The sequence below is a fragment of the Tatumella sp. JGM94 genome (assembly GCF_018257595.1).
GTDB classification, from domain to species: Bacteria; Pseudomonadota; Gammaproteobacteria; order Enterobacterales; family Enterobacteriaceae; genus Tatumella; species Tatumella punctata.
Genome location: NZ_JAERJN010000007.1, coordinates 116,452 through 133,858 on the forward strand (window position 1 = coordinate 116,452; position 17,407 = coordinate 133,858).

Below are 17,407 nucleotides of genomic sequence, written 5' to 3' on the forward strand. Positions count from 1 at the left end.
AACATCCGGGTTTTTACTGCATGATCCCACAGATAAACCATGCACCTGGGCTGAGCCCGCAGGTGCTTTCCTATATTGAGACACTTCAGCAGCAAGGTTTTAGCGGTGATATTGCGACCGATTATGGCGCGCGCCTGAGTATGTCGGTCGATAACAGTATTTACCAGAGCCTGCCGGAAGCGATTATTTTTCCACGCTCTGTGGCAGATGTCGCCATGATCAGCCGCATTTCTGCTGAAAAGGACTATCAGTCGCTGACACTGACAGCGCGTGGCGGAGGCACAGGGACTAATGGTCAGTCACTGAATCAGGGCATTATTGTTGATCTGTCGCGCCATATGAACCGTATCCTTGAGATAAATACGGATGAAGGCTGGGTAAGGGTTGAGGCCGGGGTAGTAAAAGATCAGCTGAACCAGTGGCTGAAACCTTATGGCTTCTTCTTTGCACCCGAATTATCAACCAGTAACCGCGCCACTATCGGCGGGATGATTAACACCGATGCCTCGGGGCAGGGGTCGCTGGTCTACGGTAAAACCTCTGATCATGTGCTGGGGTTACGGGTTATTCTGGCTGACGGGGAGATGCTTGATACCCGGCCGGTGCCGGTCGCGCTGGCAGAGCAAATCGCCGCAGAACAGACCCGTGAAGGTGAAATTTATCAGCAAGTCCTCAAAAGCTGTCGTGATAACCGACAGCTGATCCTCGATAAGTTCCCACGGCTTAACCGTTTTATGACCGGTTATGACCTGCGCCATGTGCTGAGTGATGATCTGCAAACTTTTGATCTGACCAGAATTCTGTGTGGTTCAGAAGGAACTCTGGCGTTTATTACTGAGGCGCGGCTGAATATCACGCCCATCCCAAAAGTGCGTCAGTTGGTAAATATAAAATATGACAGCTTTGACTCGGCATTACGTAATGCACCCTTTCTGGTGCAGGCGCAGGCCCTGTCGGTGGAAACCGTAGACTCGACAGTCCTTAATCTGGCCCGTGAGGACATTGTCTGGCATTCGGTGAAAGAGCTGATTACCGATGTACCGGGAGAACAGATGCTTGGGCTGAACCTGGTTGAGTTTGCCGGGAATGACAGAGAACTGGCGGCGAAGCAGGTCAGTGACTTATGTCAGCGCCTGGACCAGCTGATGCAGGCCAGAGAAGCAGGAATTATTGGTTATCAGTGTTGTACACGGCTTGATGAAGTGGAACGTATTTATGCCATGCGTAAAAAAGCGGTCGGTCTGCTGGGCAATGCCAAAGGGCATGCCAAACCTATCCCTTTTGTGGAAGATACCGCAGTACCGCCAGAACAGCTGGCTGACTATATTACTGATTTTCGTGCGCTGCTGGACAGCCACGGACTGAGCTATGGCATGTTTGGCCATGTTGATGCCGGCGTTCTGCATGTCCGTCCTGCACTGGACATGTGTGACCCTCAGCAGGAACTGCTGATGAAACGCTTGTCTGACCAGGTGGCAGCCCTGACCGCAAGCTATGGCGGGCTATTATGGGGAGAACACGGAAAAGGCTACCGCGGGGCTTATACAGAGGATTTCTTCGGAGCTGAACTGTTTCGCGAATTACGGCGCATCAAACGTGCATTCGATCGGCAAAACCGGCTTAATCCGGGAAAAATCTGTACTCCTCTTGACAGCCCTGCAGTACTGAAACCTATCGAAAGCCCGACCCGTGGCAGCTTTGACCGGCAGATTCCGGTAACTGTCCGGGAAGACTGGCGCGGAGCGATGGAGTGTAATGGTAACGGGTTATGCTTTAATTTTGATGTGAACAGTCCGATGTGCCCGTCCATGAAAATTACCCGTAACCGGTTACATTCACCCAAAGGCCGTGCCACCCTGACCAGAGAATGGCTGCGTTTACTGGCGGAGCAGGGGGTTGACCCCCGACAGCTGGAACAGACTTTACCGCAGAATACTCTCAGTCTGCGCAGTTTTATCAGTAAACTGAAAAATACCCGCCAGGCAGCCAGAGGGGAATATGACTTCTCTCATGAAGTGAAAGAGGCAATGGCCGGTTGTCTGGGATGTAAAGCCTGCTCCAGCCAGTGCCCGATCAAAATTGATGTACCTTCATTCCGTTCCCGTTTTTTACAGCTGTACCACAGCCGTTATCTGCGGCCGGTCAGTGATCACCTGGTGGCCGCGGTGGAGAGCTATACGCCATTAATGGCCAGGGCACCACGGCTGTTTAATTTTTTCCTGACCAACCCGCAATTGCAGGCTTTTAGCAGGAAATATATCGGTATGGCTGATTTGCCCGCACTGTCATCACCGACCCTGAAACAACAGTTAGCTGGTCATCAGGCCCTGCAAACCTCACCGGATGATCTGCGTCACCTGAGCCTTGCCGAACGTCAGCAGTATGTGCTGGTGGTGCAGGACCCGTTCACCAGTTATTACGAAGCCAGACTAGTCAGTGATTTTATCAGCCTGATCAGTAAACTTGGCTTTAAACCGGTACTGGTGCCGTTTACGCCTAACGGTAAAGCGCAGCATGTAAAAGGGTTCCTGCAGCGGTTTGCCGGCACGGCCAGGAAGAGTGCCGGGGTACTGAATGAGCTTGCGGCGCTCGGGATCCCCATGGTCGGGACGGACCCGGCACTGGTACTCTGTTATCGCGATGAGTACCGGCAGGTGCTGGGTGACGCGCGGGGAGATTTCAGCGTATTACTGGCTCATGAGTGGCTGAACCAGGTGACCGCCGGGCGTGCTGAGCAGCAACCTGTCGGTGAGGCATGGTATCTGTTCCCCCACTGTACCGAAAATACAGCCCTCCCTCAGTCGGGCAGCCACTGGAAATCTATTTTCAGCCGTTTTGGCGCAAAACTGGAAACCGTCAATGCCGGATGCTGTGGTATGGCAGGTACCTATGGTCATGAAACCAGAAATCTTGATAACTCTCTGGGAATTTACCAGCTCTCCTGGCAGCCGCACATGCAACAGCGGGCCCGTCACCGTTGTCTGGCGACCGGTTATTCCTGCCGGAGTCAGGTAAAAAGGATTGAAGGCGAGGCAGTACGCCATCCGTTGCAGGCCTTGCTTGAGATGGTAAGTTAGTACGCAGACGCCGGTGTTAACCGCGGAAAGTGCATGCTGCGCTTTCCGCGCTGTTTCAGGGCAGTTGTTCGGAATAACAAAAAAATTCTTCCTGTAAATGGCATACCTGTTCCCATTCACCTTCCTGCATCAGGCGGTGGCTTAACTGACTGAGTGAGTAGCGAGCCAGTTGCAGCGCCTGTAAACGGAACAACATATCCTGAGCTTCATCGGCCATTCCGCTGACCAGTTGCTGGTGCAGGCTGAGTAAAATCGACAGACTGCGACCGTCATCGCCTTGCTGCTGGCATTTGTCGGCCATGCTCAGGCACAGGTCATTAAATCCCCGCAAATCCGCCAGTGAGCTGTCAGGCTGTTTTAGACGGTGTTTACGGTTATGGAACTCTCTGCACATTGCTCTGAGGGTCTGATGGTATTCTTCAAGGTGAATCGTTAGCCAGCCAGAAAATGAGAACATCACAATACCTCTCTGTAGTAATGATAATCATTATCATATAACTATCCGGTATTTTGCAAGCCTGACGTTTCTTAAGCAGAGTCGTCAGGAGGCTGTCTCAGGATTGTTGCTGCGGCCAGCGTGTGACAAGTCCGGAAAGGGCGAAATATCTTTACAAAGGCGGGTACTGAAAGCAGCAGATAGCAGATATGCAGCTTGCTGAACAGGGGCAGCCGGGGCAGGCAGGAGGCGTGTATCAGACACAGCCACTGAGGGTTCAGCAAAAAAAGGCGGGAGAACGATGAAAGTCGCCGGAACGACAGATAAAAAAAATGGCGCCCGCAGGCGCCATTTTCACTACCAGAACGCTTACTTGCGGTATGCGTGAGCCTGGTTATCCAGACGCTGGTTAGCGCGAGCTGCGTCGTCTTTAGCAGCCTGAACGTCAGTACGTACTGCGTTCACGTCGGTGCTCAGCTGGTCAACTTTGGTGTTCAGAGTCTGAACATCGCTTGACAGTTGGTCGATTTTAGCATTGCTAGAACAACCAGCCAGCAGAGTTGAACCCAGAATTACCGCGCCCAGTACCAGTTTAGTACGATTCATTATTTTACCCTCTAAATTGAGTTAATCTCCATGTAGCCCAATAAGTATTACACAAAGTTTTTTGAGTTGAGAATATATTTTTTATGAGAACATGCTTAATTTCGTTTATTCGCTCAAAGAAACAGCGATTAATAAATTCTGATAAATTTTTTAGTAAAAACATTGAGATTTAATCGGATTTACCTTAATTATAAAAAGCATTTTTAGTCTCTTTTTATTTTTTTTTGAACTTATTTAAAATAAAAAGGCATAAAAAAAGGCGCCCCGCAGGACGCCTTGTCACAAATATATATTAAATAACGTGAACTGAAGCAGTATTTGTGGTGCCGCTTGGTACTAATGCCCCGGAAACCATTACCACAACATCGCCTTCCGCCGCATATCCGGCGCTGAGAGCAATCTCTTTACCGATACGATAGAAGTCATCAGTTGACGCGATTTCTTTAACCAGGTGTGTCTCGACACCTTTAGTCACTAATAGCTGGCGGGCCGTGGTTTCATTGGTGGTTAGTGCCAGAATAGTGGCTGACGGGAAATATTTACGGATAGATTTTGCGGATTTTCCGCCCTGGGTCGCCACAACAATCAGGGCTGATTGCAGTTTTTCCGCGGTTTCTACTGCGCCACGACATACAGCTTCTGTGATGCGTAATTTATGGCTGTCGTGCAGGGAGTCGATTCGGCTGCCCATCACACGGTCAGTACGGTCGCAGATCGTCGCCATAATAGTGACGGCTTCCAGCGGATATTTACCTTTAGCACTTTCACCGGACAGCATTACGGCATCAGTACCGTCGAGGATAGCATTCGCCACATCGCCGGCTTCAGCGCGGGTAGGGCGCGGGTTCTTGATCATCGAATCCAGCATCTGGGTTGCTGTGATCACCAGCTTACGTGCTTTGTTACATTTCTGAATCATCATCTTCTGGGCGAAAATAACTTCTTCCACCGGGATTTCAACCCCTAAGTCGCCCCTGGCCACCATAATGCCATCAGACGCTTCCAGAATTTCATCAAAGTTGTTCAGACCTTCCTGATTTTCGATTTTCGAAATAATCTGAATATTCTCACCGCCGTGCTGTTTCAGGTGTTCGCGGATTTCAAGCACGTCAGAACGTTTACGGATAAAGGACGCAGCAACGAAATCCACACCTTGCTCACAACCAAAAATCAGATCACGCTTATCTTTTTCCGCGAGGGCCGGTAACTGAATAGAGACACCCGGCAGGTTAACACCTTTGTTTTCACCCAGGTCACCATTGTTCAGTACTTTACAGACAACGGTATTTTCGGTGACTGACAACACTTCCATACCCAGCAAACCATCATCAACCAGAACCGTATTACCGATGGCCAGATCCGCGGCAAAGCCGGGATAAGTGACGGCAACGTGCTGATTATTACCAATAACAGACTGGTCGGTAGTAAAGGTAAATGTCTGTCCCGCCTGCAGCGAAACATCATTACCGCCTTCCAGTTTCATGGTGCGGATTTCCGGACCTTTGGTGTCCAGCAGAATAGCAGCATTGTGTCGGGTTTTACTGACCACTGCACGCAGGTTAGCGATACGCTGTCCATGTTCAGCATAATCACCATGAGAAAAATTCAGACGCATAACATTCATACCCGCATCCAGCAGGTGAGTCAGCATCTCTTCAGATTCAGTTTTTGGGCCGATAGTACAGACGATTTTGGTTTTTTTCATGACGGGTTATCTATAAGTTGTAATGGGTTAAGAAATACAGACCACCGGCCGGACAAGCCGATGACGGGGATTTTGGTCTCAGGTAACACAAACTCACAGGAGCGAACACGCCGATAAGAAGAGTAAAAACGGTCTGATGCGTAGGATCCCGCACCACACAAAGGCAGATAAGAAATGGATGTTGCGCAAGCTGTATACGTTAATGCTCTTATCACGTTATTCGCAGACACCGTTCAAGTGGACAACAGGGTTATTATAGTCACTAAGTGGGCGGAAACCAAACAGAAATCGGAATAAGCCTGATACAGAGCAGTGAAAGAATGATATTGCGCAACACTACATCAGATTTTCGAAGGGTGGCTGAAAAAAACTGAGACAGGCTGCTTCCGCAGTATCAGCGCGGTCCGGCGACCAGTGAAAGCACCGGATGACCGGGGACAGACAGCATACGTAAATCACGTAACCGTTCCCGGGAATAATTATCTGAAACCGGCAGCGGTTACCACCAGATTTCCATCTGAGCACCGAAGCTGACCTCACCACGGCTTCCGCGACTAAAGTTATAACCAGCGCTGTCACTGTAAGCCAGACCGTTACTTATGCCAGCCATATTATCCGGAGCATACCCCCAGTTTTCCTGCCATTTGGCATAAGTGGTATATAACCGCAGTGCCGGACGGGCCCAGACATTCGGTCCGGCCTGCCATTGTTGTGCCAGAGTCAGTTTAAACTGGTTGTTGGTCTGTCCGGTACGCTGAGAATTGACCCGGTCATAACCGGCCTCCAGTAAGGTACTCATGATCGGGGTCCAGTTATACATTGGCCTGACCCCGGCGGTAAACCAGCGGGTACCATTGCGGTTATCGAGGTTAATGTCCTGATACATCGCAACATACATTAGCCCCCAGCGGTCATTGATTTCCATAGCCCCATGATCAATCAGCCGGAGCATACTCCCCTTATTCAGTACGGCTGCGCCTTCGCCACGGCCATTGTTTAATGAGGTCATGGCATCAGTAGCATACTGGAACACCAGCGTATTATAGCCTTCAGAAAATGTCTGTTTATGCTCGGCGCTGACCAGCCAGCCCTTTTTACTGGCATCCGGCGCCAGAGAGTAACCTTTGCGCAAATTAGCTTTACCGTAATCAATCCCTACTTCCAGCTCTCCGCCGGGGTTAACCGCAATACCCGCCAGACGTACATCGAAAGTATCGGTGATCACCGGTACCCGGTTTCGTTCATTTTCAATATACCCCTGCACGCCTCCGGCTTCGCTATTGCGGGTTACCGCCAGGGATAAGTTACCCAGCGGGGTGGTGATATTCTCCATCCCTGCACCCGGGCCGGAAATATCCCAATAGTAGAAATCAATCATATGCACGTCATGGCGCTGGTAAAAACGCTTCCCTGCCCAGAGTTTTGCGCCGGGTAAAGCCGGAATCAGGTTATCCCCCTGAATATTGACCTCACGCAGTGCCGGAGAAACTGACTCAGAATCTGCCTGCTGGGAAACGGCGTAAGCCAGGTTAGTATCAAAATAAAAAGAAGCATTATCCTGCTGCCAGACTTGCTGGCCCAGTTTCAGCTCAGCATAGGTTTCACATTCATTACCCAGCCGGTATTTGCTGCCAGCGCCGGTCGCTGTACTGCATTGCTGCTCACCTCCCTGGTTACTCCAGCCTATTCCGGAACGGGCATATCCTTTGAAATCGAGCGCATAAGCGGGGGAAACCGAGGCAATTGCCAGTGCGGCCAGCATTGCCGGTGCTCTTCCCTGAGTATTCATAATTACTCTCCTGTCAGGATACAGCGTCAGTGCTGTATCTGGGCGGGGGTCGCAGTGATTACGACCCGTGGTTATTGTCTGTCGGAAAATGCTCCGGGGTCTCCGGAGTCAGTAACCACCAGACGGCCTGGTAAGGTTTAAAGTAACCTCCTTGCCGTAACGGGTCGGCATCGGGATAGTTATTGATTAAGGGATGATATTCGCCAGTCTGTGGCAGGGAAGGTGGCAGCCAGCGGATTGCTGAGTCCGTCAGGTTAGCTGCAACCAGTAACAGCTGATCCTGCCAGCGACGGCAATAACACCAGATCCGGCTGTTGGCAGGGCAGAGATCCCGGTAGTCACCGAATTGCAGAACAGCGAGCTGTTTTCGCAGCTGAATTAACTGACGATAAGTATGGAGTACCGAATCGGGATCGCCGATGGCTGCTGCAACATTCATTCCTGCGGCAGGTGCTGCACATTCCAGCCAGGGCGTGCCGCTGCTGAAACCGGCATTTTTGCTGTTATCCCACAGCATCGGGGTTCTGCTGTTATCCCGTGATTTCGCTGCCAGAATATCCAGAGTATCCCGGGACGAGAGGCCTTGCCGGGTCAGCAGATGGTACATTGTCAGGCTCTCCACATCCCGGTACTGACTGATCTGCGTAAACCCGGCATTAGTCATGCCGATTTCTTCTCCCTGATAGAGATAAGGTGTTCCCTGCATACCGTACAGCACCATTGCCAGCATTTTGGCTGAATGTTGCCGGAAAGTGGTGTCGTTGCCGAACCGTGACACTACCCGTGGCTGGTCGTGGTTTCCCCAGAATAAAGCCCCGTTCGCCCGCTGATGCATACCCTGTTGCCAGTCAGAAAATATCTTTTTCAGCGCCACAAAATCGGCGGCAGCCAGAGTCCATTTTTCACCGTTACGGTAATCGACTTTCAGGTGATGAAAATTAAAGGCCATTGACAGTTCGGTATTATCAACCGACGCATATTGCTGACAATGTTCAAGGGTCGTCGAAGACATTTCTCCGACCGTGACCAATTGCAACGGACTGAAAACATCACGATTCATCTCACGCAGAAATTCATGAACCCGCGGGCCGTCCGTATAGAAACTGCGTCCGTCACCGTCAGGATCGTCGGTGAAACACGCCGGTTTGGAAATCAGGTTCACGACATCAAGCCGTAATGCATCGACGCCTTTACCGGCCCAGAAACGGCAGACTTCTTTTAGTGCCTCGCGGACGGGCGGATGCTCCCAGTTGAGATCAGCCTGTTCACGGCTGAATAAATGCAGGTAATGCTGTCCGCATTGCGGCTGCCACTGCCACGCCGGGCCACCGAATTTAGATAACCAGTTGGTCGGTGGCTTCTCCGGCGGAGAATCCTGCCAGATATAAAACGGGTGGTACGGACTCTGCGGATCACAGGCCTGAACAAACCATGGATGGCGGGTTGAGGTATGGTTGAAAACCATATCCATCATAATTGACAAATCACGCTGGCGGGCTTCACGGACCAGTCGTTCAAAATCTTCCATCGTGCCGTAACCCGGGTCGATCGCACAATAATCAGTAACATCATAACCATTATCGACCTGCGGCGACGGATATACTGGTGTCAGCCAGAGAATATCCACCCCGAGAAACTGTAAATAATCCAGCCGGCTGATAATCCCTGCCAGGTCTCCCTGACCGTTACCGGTAGTATCCTGAAAGCTTTTCGGGTAAATCTGGTAAACAACTTTGTCCTGAGTCCATGCTTTAGCCATTACAACAACCTGCCTGTTAGTGAGTTACGGATGAGTCAGTGACGGGGGAAGTGTCCGATGAGGATGCACTGTTCGCGGTTGCGGAATGGAAACGCGCCACGATAAACGTCAGTACCAGAGGGACAATAATGGCGATCAGTATTGACACCCCATAGACGCCCCAGAATTTCGGCTGGATGGACAAAATACCGGGTAAACCACCGACGCCGATACCGTTAGCCAGAACCTGATTCATACCGCTAAACAGTGCTGCCAGTGCGGAACCAATCATTGCGCACAGCATCGGATAACGGAATTTAAGGTTCACCCCGTACATGGCGGGTTCAGTAACCCCGAGGTAAGCAGCGATTGCCGCAGGTACCGACACGGCACGTTCTTTCGGTGAACGGCGGATAATGATCATTGCCAGAACCGCGGATGCCTGCGCAATATTCGACAGGGCAATTAACGGCCAGACAGGGGTACCGCCCATGCTCTGGATCATCTGCATATCAATGGCAAGGGTGGTCTGATGGATCCCGGTAATCACCAGCGGGGCATATAAAAAGCCAAACAATGCTGCACCGACAGGGGCAAAGCTGCCGGTCATAGCCAGCTGCACGACGCTGGCAACACCGTCTCCCAGTAAGCGACCGAACGGGCCAATCAGACCGTGGGCCAGGGGGATCGCGACCAGTAATGCCGTGACAGGAACAATTACCAGGCTCAGGGAAACAGGAACCACCCGCCGTAGCTGGCGTTCAATTATCGCCAGCGCCATACCTGCCAGTATGGAAGGGATGACCTGGGCCTGATACCCGACTTTTTCTACCAGGAACCAGCCAAAATCCCAGGTATCAGCTGCCGACTGACCCAGCTGATATGAGTTCATCAGTTGGGGAGAGACAAGGGTAATGCCGAGCACAATGCCCAGTATCGGTGTACCGTCCATTTTCACCACCGTGGACCAACAGACGGCGACCGGCAAAAACATAAAAATGGCTTCACCGGGTAACCATAACAGGTCATACAAGGTCTGCCAGACCTGAGATGACTGGGCCAGGGTATTACCATCACTGAAAGGGATGTCGCCGATCACATTACGGAAACCGAGGATCAGACCGCCGCTGATTAGCGCCGGAAGTAACGGAAAGAAAATATCGGCAATATGCGAAAGGGCACGTTCAGCAATCGACATATTTTTGCGGGCGGCTTCACGCTGTTGGCTACGGTCTGCGCCCGTCAGACCGAGGGTTGTCATCATTGCTTTGTAGTAGTCATCAACTTCCGGGCCGATCACCACCTGAAACTGTCCGGCATTGGTAAAGCAGCCTTTGACCATCGGCAGGGTTTCCAGACCTGAGGGACTGGCCAGCGCGGGATCATTCAGTACCAGCCTCAGGCGGGTAATACAATGGGTGGCACTGACAATATTGTCTCGCCCTCCGAGGAATTTAATAAGTTTATCAATAATCTGCTGTTGAATTTCACGCATGGCAAATCCTTATGGGTTCCCTGATAGAAAAGTTTTCCGGCAGTGTGGGTCCGTCATAAGCAGCATAATTAAAATGTGGCAAAAAGTGTTGGGAACGTTCCCGGAACTAAGGGCAGATCACAAAACCAGTACAATTTATCATCAGAAATCAGAGGTGAGTTTACCTTTCAGCAGAAAGCTTCTGACGGGGGCGGCGCGGGATAAATGTGCAATCAGCTGTCTTGCGGCCAGTTTACCGGCGGTGGCGTAACCAAACTCAAGCATGACAACATCAGGAAACAAAAAGCCTAATAAAGGGGTATTACCGATAGCCGCCACCTGAATATTTTTCTGCGGGTTTTGCCGCAGATACTTGTAAACACCGAGCGCCAGGGTGTCGGTTGCGCAAATCACAGCCGTGGTCTCATCAGTACAGACCTGTGCGGCAAGGTCATATCCGCTGTGATAGTCAAGAGAACCGAGTGCGGCAAGGGGGGGCAGCTTCAGCTGTTGGCAGGCCGACAGATAGGCCCGATAACGATCGCCGCCAGTGGTTTTATCCTCTTCATTGACCCCGAGATAACTGATGTTGCGGTGTCCCAGTTGCTGCAGGTGACTGGCAAGCAGGTTGACTGCTCCGGCGTCATCGTAGCAGACCGACGAGAAACCGCGGCATGACTGGACCATCAGCACCAGTTTGTTTTCCCAGCCAGCCAGCATCCCGGTGGTCAGTCCGGTGAAACCAAACAGGATCACACCATCGACTTCCCGCTGCCCGAGGACCTGCAGATGTTCTGTTACTTTCGTGGTACTGAACCGGCTTTCCAGCACCATAGCATCATAGCCATACTGGTAGAGCAGAGGAAGCATCGCACTGACGGCCTGATTTTCTGCGGCGGAGTCGAGTCTGGCAAGAATGACGCCGATCACCCGGCTTTCATTGACCCGCATAGCCCGTGCAGAACGTGAAGGAATAAACTGGTGTTGTTTAATCACCGCTTCAATACGCTGACGCGTTTGCGGGTGGACATCTCCCTGCTGATTAATCACCCGTGATACGGTTGATTTTCCGGTGCCACTGAGGCGGGCAATATCTTTAATCGTCAGACGTTTTGACATCACTGTGTTTCCATAAGCAATCCGTTGACCCGCCGACAGGCAGACGAAGAGTTATAGTAACCGAAATAACAGTAATAAGGGATATCAGTAACAGAACAACAAGAGAGGAAAAGCAGAATGGTGCGTTCTAGTGGACTCGAACCACCGACCCCCACCATGTCAAGGTGGTGCTCTAACCAACTGAGCTAAGAACGCATTACGAAATGGTGCGTCCGAGTGGACTCGAACCACCGACCCCCACCATGTCAAGGTGGTGCTCTAACCAACTGAGCTACGGACGCACTGGTGCGTTCTAGTGGACTCGAACCACCGACCCCCACCATGTCAAGGTGGTGCTCTAACCAACTGAGCTAAGAACGCATTCGCTATCATGCTGACAGCGGGACGAATATTAGCGGCACAGGACGGTGCTGGCAAGGAGAATAATGGTTTTTTATGACTGACTGGACAGCAACTGTGCGAAGCGGGTTATTTTTAATCACCGGCGCGGAAAAAACCGTCGCCGGTGCTGCTATCAGTGGGCCGCGCGGCGCAGTATCACCGCAGCGGACTGACGCTGTACCCACAGAATACGCCAGCTCATCATCAGTGCGGCGGCGGTCAGTCCGATGATAAAACCACACCAGAATCCGGCAGGGCCCATACGCGGTACCAGAATATCGGTCAGTGCCAGCAGATAACCGAACGGTAGCCCAAGTACCCAGTAGGACACCAGGGTAATAAAGAAGATCGACCGGGTATCTTTGTAACCGCGTAAAATACCGCTGCCGATAACCTGAACACTGTCAGAAAACTGATAAATAGCCGCCAGAAACATCAGGTGGGCGGCCAGCATAACCACCAGCGGATCGTCATTATACAGCAGAGCAATTTTATGACGGAAGACGACTGTTCCCAGGGCTGTAATACAGGCAAGACATAACCCCACCGCCTGGGCGGTCCAGGCCGCAATTTTTGCCTGTTCCGTATCCCCCTGACCTAAGCGGTATCCGACACGGATAGTCGCGGCAACCCCCATCGACATCGGCAGGACAAACATCATGGAGCTGAAATTCAGGGCGATCTGGTGACCTGCGACATCCACAATCCCCAGCGGAGAAACCAGTAAGGCCACGACCGCAAATAATGTCACCTCAAAAAACAGTGCTAATGCCACCGGTAATCCCAGTGCGAATAACCGCTTCAGGATTTGCAGGTCCGGAGCTGAACGGCGGGTCAGGTGGTTAATATCTTTCATCACTGGCATCCGGTTCACCCAGTAGCGCATCACCAGGAACATGACCCAGTAAACAGTCGCCGTGGCCACACCACAGCCAACACCACCGAGGGCGGGCATACCGAAATGACCGTAAATAAAGATATAGTTGAGGGGGATATTACATAACAGGCCGATAAATCCCAGTACCATGCCCGGTTTGGTTTTAGACAGGCCTTCACACTGGTTACGCAATACCTGAAACAGCAGATACCCCGGAGCCCCCCACATTAATGCGTGCAGGTAACGTTCGGCTTTATCCGCCAGTGACGGGTCAATATCAGGCATATGCCGCAATAACAAACCGGCATTCCATAACAGGATAATCGTCAGGATAGCCAGCCCGATAGCCAGCCAGAAAGCCTGGTGCACCTGATAAATAATTTTGTTCCGGCGGCCAGAGCCATTCAGCTGGGCAACCGTGGGGGTCAGGGCCAGCAATAACCCCTGGCCGAACAGGATCACCGGCAACCAGATTGAGGTACCAATAGCCACCGCCGCCATATCCGTGGCACTGACGGAACCTGCCATAATCGTATCAACAAAGCCCATCGCTGTTTGCGCGACCTGGGCCAGAATAACCGGAATAGCGAGCCCAAGGAGCTGACGCGCCTCAGTAAAATACTTCTGCACGAATACACCTGTAAAATAACAAAGGGAATAGAAGAGGAGAGATATCCTTATTGGCGACTAGTGTAGCGGGGTCTGAAAACTTAGCAACCGGTGAATTCAAACTATTTTTGCAATAATAAAGCCCCATTAATGGATAAACAGCCTGCCAGTGTTGTGTTACTCTGCGGAAAATATTCAGGGAGATTAACTATGTTTACAGGTATTGTGCAGGGGACGGCAGAAGTCGTCGCGGTCGATGAAAAACCGTTATTCCGAACCCACACACTGAGGTTTCCTTCACAATGGCTGGAAGGCCTGGAGATTGGGGCTTCTGTTGCGCACAACGGTTGTTGCCTGACCGTCACTGCTATACATGATGATCTGGTCAGCTTTGATCTGATTAAAGAAACATTGCGTATCACCAATCTGGGTGATATCACGCCGGGAAGCCGGGTGAATATTGAGCGTGCTGCAAAATTTTCCGATGAAATAGGTGGTCACCTGATGTCGGGTCATATCATGACCACAGCCGAAATATCGAAAATAATACAATCCGAAAATAACCGTGAAATCTGGTTCAGGCTGCAGGACAGTGCGCTGATCAAGTATATTTTACATAAAGGTTTTGTCGGTATTGATGGCTGCAGCCTGACAATAGGGGATGTGGTAGCGAACAAGTTCTGTGTACACCTGATCCCTGAAACACTGCAACGCACGTTACTGGGTCAGAAAAAGATCGGCGACCGTGTGAATATCGAAATTGATCCGCAAACTCAGGCGGTAATTGATACGGTCGAACGGGTACTGGCAGCTCGCGAAATGGCAACCACAGAAGCGAAGGTATAAGCCGTCGTTATTTTATCGGCCTTGTCTGACAACAGGTGCCTCGCTGAACGATGTTCCTGTAAAAAGCCCGCCGGCTGTCACGACCAACCGGCGGGCTTTATTCTAAGACGAGCCAGTGAAGACTTAACGGGCTACCCGTAATCCGCCATCAATGCCGCGGCTGAAAACGACCTGCCATAACTGGATATCCCTGGCACGGAAGGCACCGGCGCAGGCATTCAGGTAATAACTAAACATACGTTTAAAACGCTGATCATAGTTATTTTCAAGCTGTGGCCAGCTGGCGAGAAAACGTTCGTACCACGCCATCAGTGTCCGGTCATAGTCCACACCAATATTATGCCAGTCTTCCATCACAAAATGCGGTTCGCTGGTCTGAGCGATATGCATCACTGACGGCAGACAACCATTCGGGAATATATATTTATCAATCCACGGGTCAACATTTAAATCGGTATGGTTAGATCCGATAGTATGCAGTAAAAAAAGTCCGTCAGGTTTCAGGTTGCGTGAAACCACATCGAAGTAGGTGGCATAGTTTTTCGGGCCGACATGCTCAAACATCCCGACAGACACAATCCGGTCAAAACTCAGATTAAGATCACGATAGTCTTGTAACAGGATAGTGACGTCCAGGCCTTCGCACCGTTGCCGGGCCATTTTTTGCTGTTCAGCAGAAATGGTGACGCCATGCACACTGACACCGTAACGACGGGCAGCAAACTCAGATAATCCGCCCCAGCCGCAGCCAATGTCGAGTAAAGTCATCCCCGGCTTTAACTGCAATTTACGGCAAATCATGTCCAGTTTAGCTTCCTGTGCGGCGTCCAGAGTGGTTGCCTCTTTCCAGTAACCGCAGGAATACTGCATAAAAGGATCCAGCATCAGACTGAACAGATCATTACCCAGATCATAATGTTCTTTACCGACAATCCAGGCGCGTTTTTTGGACTGAAGATTTTTAAGGCGGGCAGTAGCAATACGAAGTGTGTCTTTGAAATGATGTGGTAATTGTTTATCGAGTTTATATTTCAGTACCCGATAAAAAAACTGGTCAAGCCGTTCACATTCCCACCAGCCATCCATATAACTCTCACCAAGTCCCAGAGAGCCTTCCTGCAAGACGCGTTTAAAAAAATCAGAGTTTTTAACCTGAATATCCCATGGACGGTCGCCATTGATAGCAATATCGGCCATCGACAGCATTTCATTGGCAATGCGGTACCAATTATTTTCCTTAAGGCTAACTTCTGCTACACATGATGAACTCATACGCTTTATATCACCTGTTCTATTTTGAACCTGAGGAAAGAATAGCTGACTTTCACTGGTCCGTGAGTAAACTCACAAAAAACGTGCACTTATAAGTAAAGACAAAACAGAGGATCTAGTAAATATCGAAAAATGCGGTTGTGCCTGAATAGCACAATCAAAACCGGTCACAATATGCCTGCAACTTATAGTGAATATTTGTTACCGGGGTGATTATATGCCTGGCAAGCTGAATGTTCAATGGTTTACGGTTAGGTTGCTAATTGTGAAGAGAAAATTAACCCGCCACCAGGTGGGGGCGGGTGAAAGGCGGGTTACGATTTCTGTTGCAGACGGTAACCGGCGATGGCCAGCAGCACAGTAACGGCCATCACCGAGGTGGTGGTTAGCAGGGGCTGTGACAAATGCGAAGAGACCAGCAGGCTGAACAGGAAACACAGTCCCAATTGCAGCGCATTTTGCAGCGCAGCGGCTTTACCACTGGCGGTCGGGAAAATCTGTAAAGCGGCCGACACCACTATCGGATAAATCGCACCATTAGCCATTGCCATACCACAGAAAGGTAACAGTAACGTCAGCAGGCCCGGAGAGGTAAAAAAACTGACCAGCGTCACAGTGATAATACTCAGGGAATAGAGGGCAAGCAGCCAGGGCAGCAGTTGCCGGCCACTGAAATGATTCAGCAGCGCACGACAGCCAAACCCGCCTATCAGAAAAGTCAGTGTCTGAGGAATATAACTCAGACCGATATCAGCCGGTGACAGTCCGAGATCACTCAGGATAAAAGGTGAACCGGTCAGCCAGGCAAAAAAACTGGCAGAGCAGGCGGCATAAATAAGCACATTACCACTGTAACCGCGGCTGGCCAGCAGTCGGCGGAAGGAAACCGGTTCAGGCTGTCGCGCAGCAGGCGGCTGTTCAGTGGCCGGAACCGCAGGGAGACGCAGCGTACAAATTATCAGCCACAGGGTAAGCAGCATAAGTAGCAAAAATATTGAACGCCAGTGATAATGGGCCAGCAACCATGAGCCCAGCAGCGGGGCGAGGGCCGGAGATAAGGCAACCATGGGCATAACTGTGGCAAAAATCTTCTGACGACCTGAGGCGGGATAATAGTCAACCACCAGCGACTGCCAGCTGACTGCCGCGGCACAGACCCCGAGGGCCTGAATAAAACGCAACCCCAGTAATACTTCCGCTGAGCGTACCCATAACATCGCCAGGCATCCGGCGGCAAAAACAGCCAGTCCGCAGATCAGTACCGGTTTTCTGCCTATTCTGTCAGACAGGGGGCCCCAGAATAACTGCGCACAGGCAAATCCGGCCAGGAACAGACTCAGACTGGCGCTGATTATCCCGGCATTGGTCGCGAGGTCCTGTTTGATTGCACCGAAAGCTGGCAGGTACATATCTGTAGCCAGAAAACCCAGCATGCTGAGTAATGACAGATAAACTAAAAAAAATATCGGATGCCGCAT

Annotated in this window: 12 protein-coding genes and 3 tRNA genes; 2 read left to right on the forward strand and 13 right to left on the reverse strand. The window is 51.0% G+C overall.

Annotated elements, in window-relative coordinates:
* Positions 1 to 20 precede the first annotated feature (20 nt).
* Complete coding sequence (locus JK216_RS07140; RefSeq protein ID WP_212706838.1) at positions 21 to 3,077, forward strand: FAD-binding and (Fe-S)-binding domain-containing protein; 3,057 nt, start codon at positions 21 to 23, stop codon at positions 3,075 to 3,077.
* A 55-nt stretch (positions 3,078 to 3,132) separates the two neighbouring features.
* Here JK216_RS07140 and JK216_RS07145 read toward each other — a convergent pair whose 3' ends face one another.
* From JK216_RS07145 to JK216_RS07195, 11 genes are all read right to left on the reverse strand, one after another.
* Entirely contained in the window at positions 3,133 to 3,534 is a 402-nt protein-coding gene (locus JK216_RS07145) for a hypothetical protein (RefSeq protein WP_212706839.1), read from the reverse strand.
* A gap of 348 nt (positions 3,535 to 3,882) precedes the next feature.
* Positions 3,883 to 4,119, reverse strand: coding sequence for a major outer membrane lipoprotein (locus tag JK216_RS07150; protein ID WP_212706840.1), 237 nt, complete (start codon positions 4,117 to 4,119; stop codon positions 3,883 to 3,885).
* Positions 4,120 to 4,411: 292 nt separating this feature from the next.
* On the reverse strand, positions 4,412 to 5,824 hold the full coding sequence (gene pykF / locus JK216_RS07155) for a pyruvate kinase PykF (protein ID WP_212706841.1): 1,413 nt from the start codon (positions 5,822 to 5,824) through the stop codon (positions 4,412 to 4,414).
* Positions 5,825 to 6,323: 499 nt separating this feature from the next.
* Positions 6,324 to 7,586, reverse strand: coding sequence for a maltoporin (locus tag JK216_RS07160; RefSeq protein WP_249212948.1), 1,263 nt, complete (start codon positions 7,584 to 7,586; stop codon positions 6,324 to 6,326).
* 85 nt (positions 7,587 to 7,671) lie between these two features.
* Positions 7,672 to 9,372: an alpha,alpha-phosphotrehalase gene (locus JK216_RS07165; RefSeq protein ID WP_212710077.1), complete on the reverse strand. Its 1,701-nt coding sequence runs from the start codon at positions 9,370 to 9,372 to the stop codon at positions 7,672 to 7,674.
* 16 nt (positions 9,373 to 9,388) lie between these two features.
* On the reverse strand, positions 9,389 to 10,846 hold the full coding sequence (treB, locus tag JK216_RS07170) for a PTS trehalose transporter subunit IIBC (protein ID WP_212706844.1): 1,458 nt from the start codon (positions 10,844 to 10,846) through the stop codon (positions 9,389 to 9,391).
* A 141-nt stretch (positions 10,847 to 10,987) separates the two neighbouring features.
* Positions 10,988 to 11,944, reverse strand: coding sequence for a trehalose operon repressor TreR (gene treR / locus JK216_RS07175; protein WP_212711306.1), 957 nt, complete (start codon positions 11,942 to 11,944; stop codon positions 10,988 to 10,990).
* A gap of 118 nt (positions 11,945 to 12,062) precedes the next feature.
* Positions 12,063 to 12,139, reverse strand: a tRNA-Val gene (locus tag JK216_RS07180).
* A 9-nt stretch (positions 12,140 to 12,148) separates the two neighbouring features.
* Positions 12,149 to 12,225: transfer RNA gene (locus JK216_RS07185), tRNA-Val, on the reverse strand.
* A gap of 2 nt (positions 12,226 to 12,227) precedes the next feature.
* Positions 12,228 to 12,304, reverse strand: a tRNA-Val gene (locus JK216_RS07190).
* 154 nt (positions 12,305 to 12,458) lie between these two features.
* Entirely contained in the window at positions 12,459 to 13,832 is a 1,374-nt protein-coding gene (locus tag JK216_RS07195) for an MATE family efflux transporter (protein ID WP_212710080.1), read from the reverse strand.
* Between the two features lie 189 nt (positions 13,833 to 14,021).
* Here JK216_RS07195 and JK216_RS07200 point away from each other — a divergent pair, with 189 nt between their 5' ends.
* Positions 14,022 to 14,657, forward strand: a complete 636-nt coding sequence (locus tag JK216_RS07200; RefSeq protein ID WP_212706847.1) for a riboflavin synthase subunit alpha — start codon at positions 14,022 to 14,024, stop codon at positions 14,655 to 14,657.
* A gap of 123 nt (positions 14,658 to 14,780) precedes the next feature.
* Here JK216_RS07200 and cfa read toward each other — a convergent pair whose 3' ends face one another.
* Both cfa and punC read right to left on the reverse strand, forming a co-directional pair.
* A complete protein-coding gene (cfa, locus tag JK216_RS07205) occupies positions 14,781 to 15,929 on the reverse strand; it encodes a cyclopropane fatty acyl phospholipid synthase (RefSeq protein WP_212706848.1) in 1,149 nt (382 codons plus the stop codon).
* A gap of 314 nt (positions 15,930 to 16,243) precedes the next feature.
* Positions 16,244 to 17,407, reverse strand: coding sequence for a purine nucleoside transporter PunC (gene punC / locus JK216_RS07210; protein WP_212711307.1), 1,164 nt, complete (start codon positions 17,405 to 17,407; stop codon positions 16,244 to 16,246).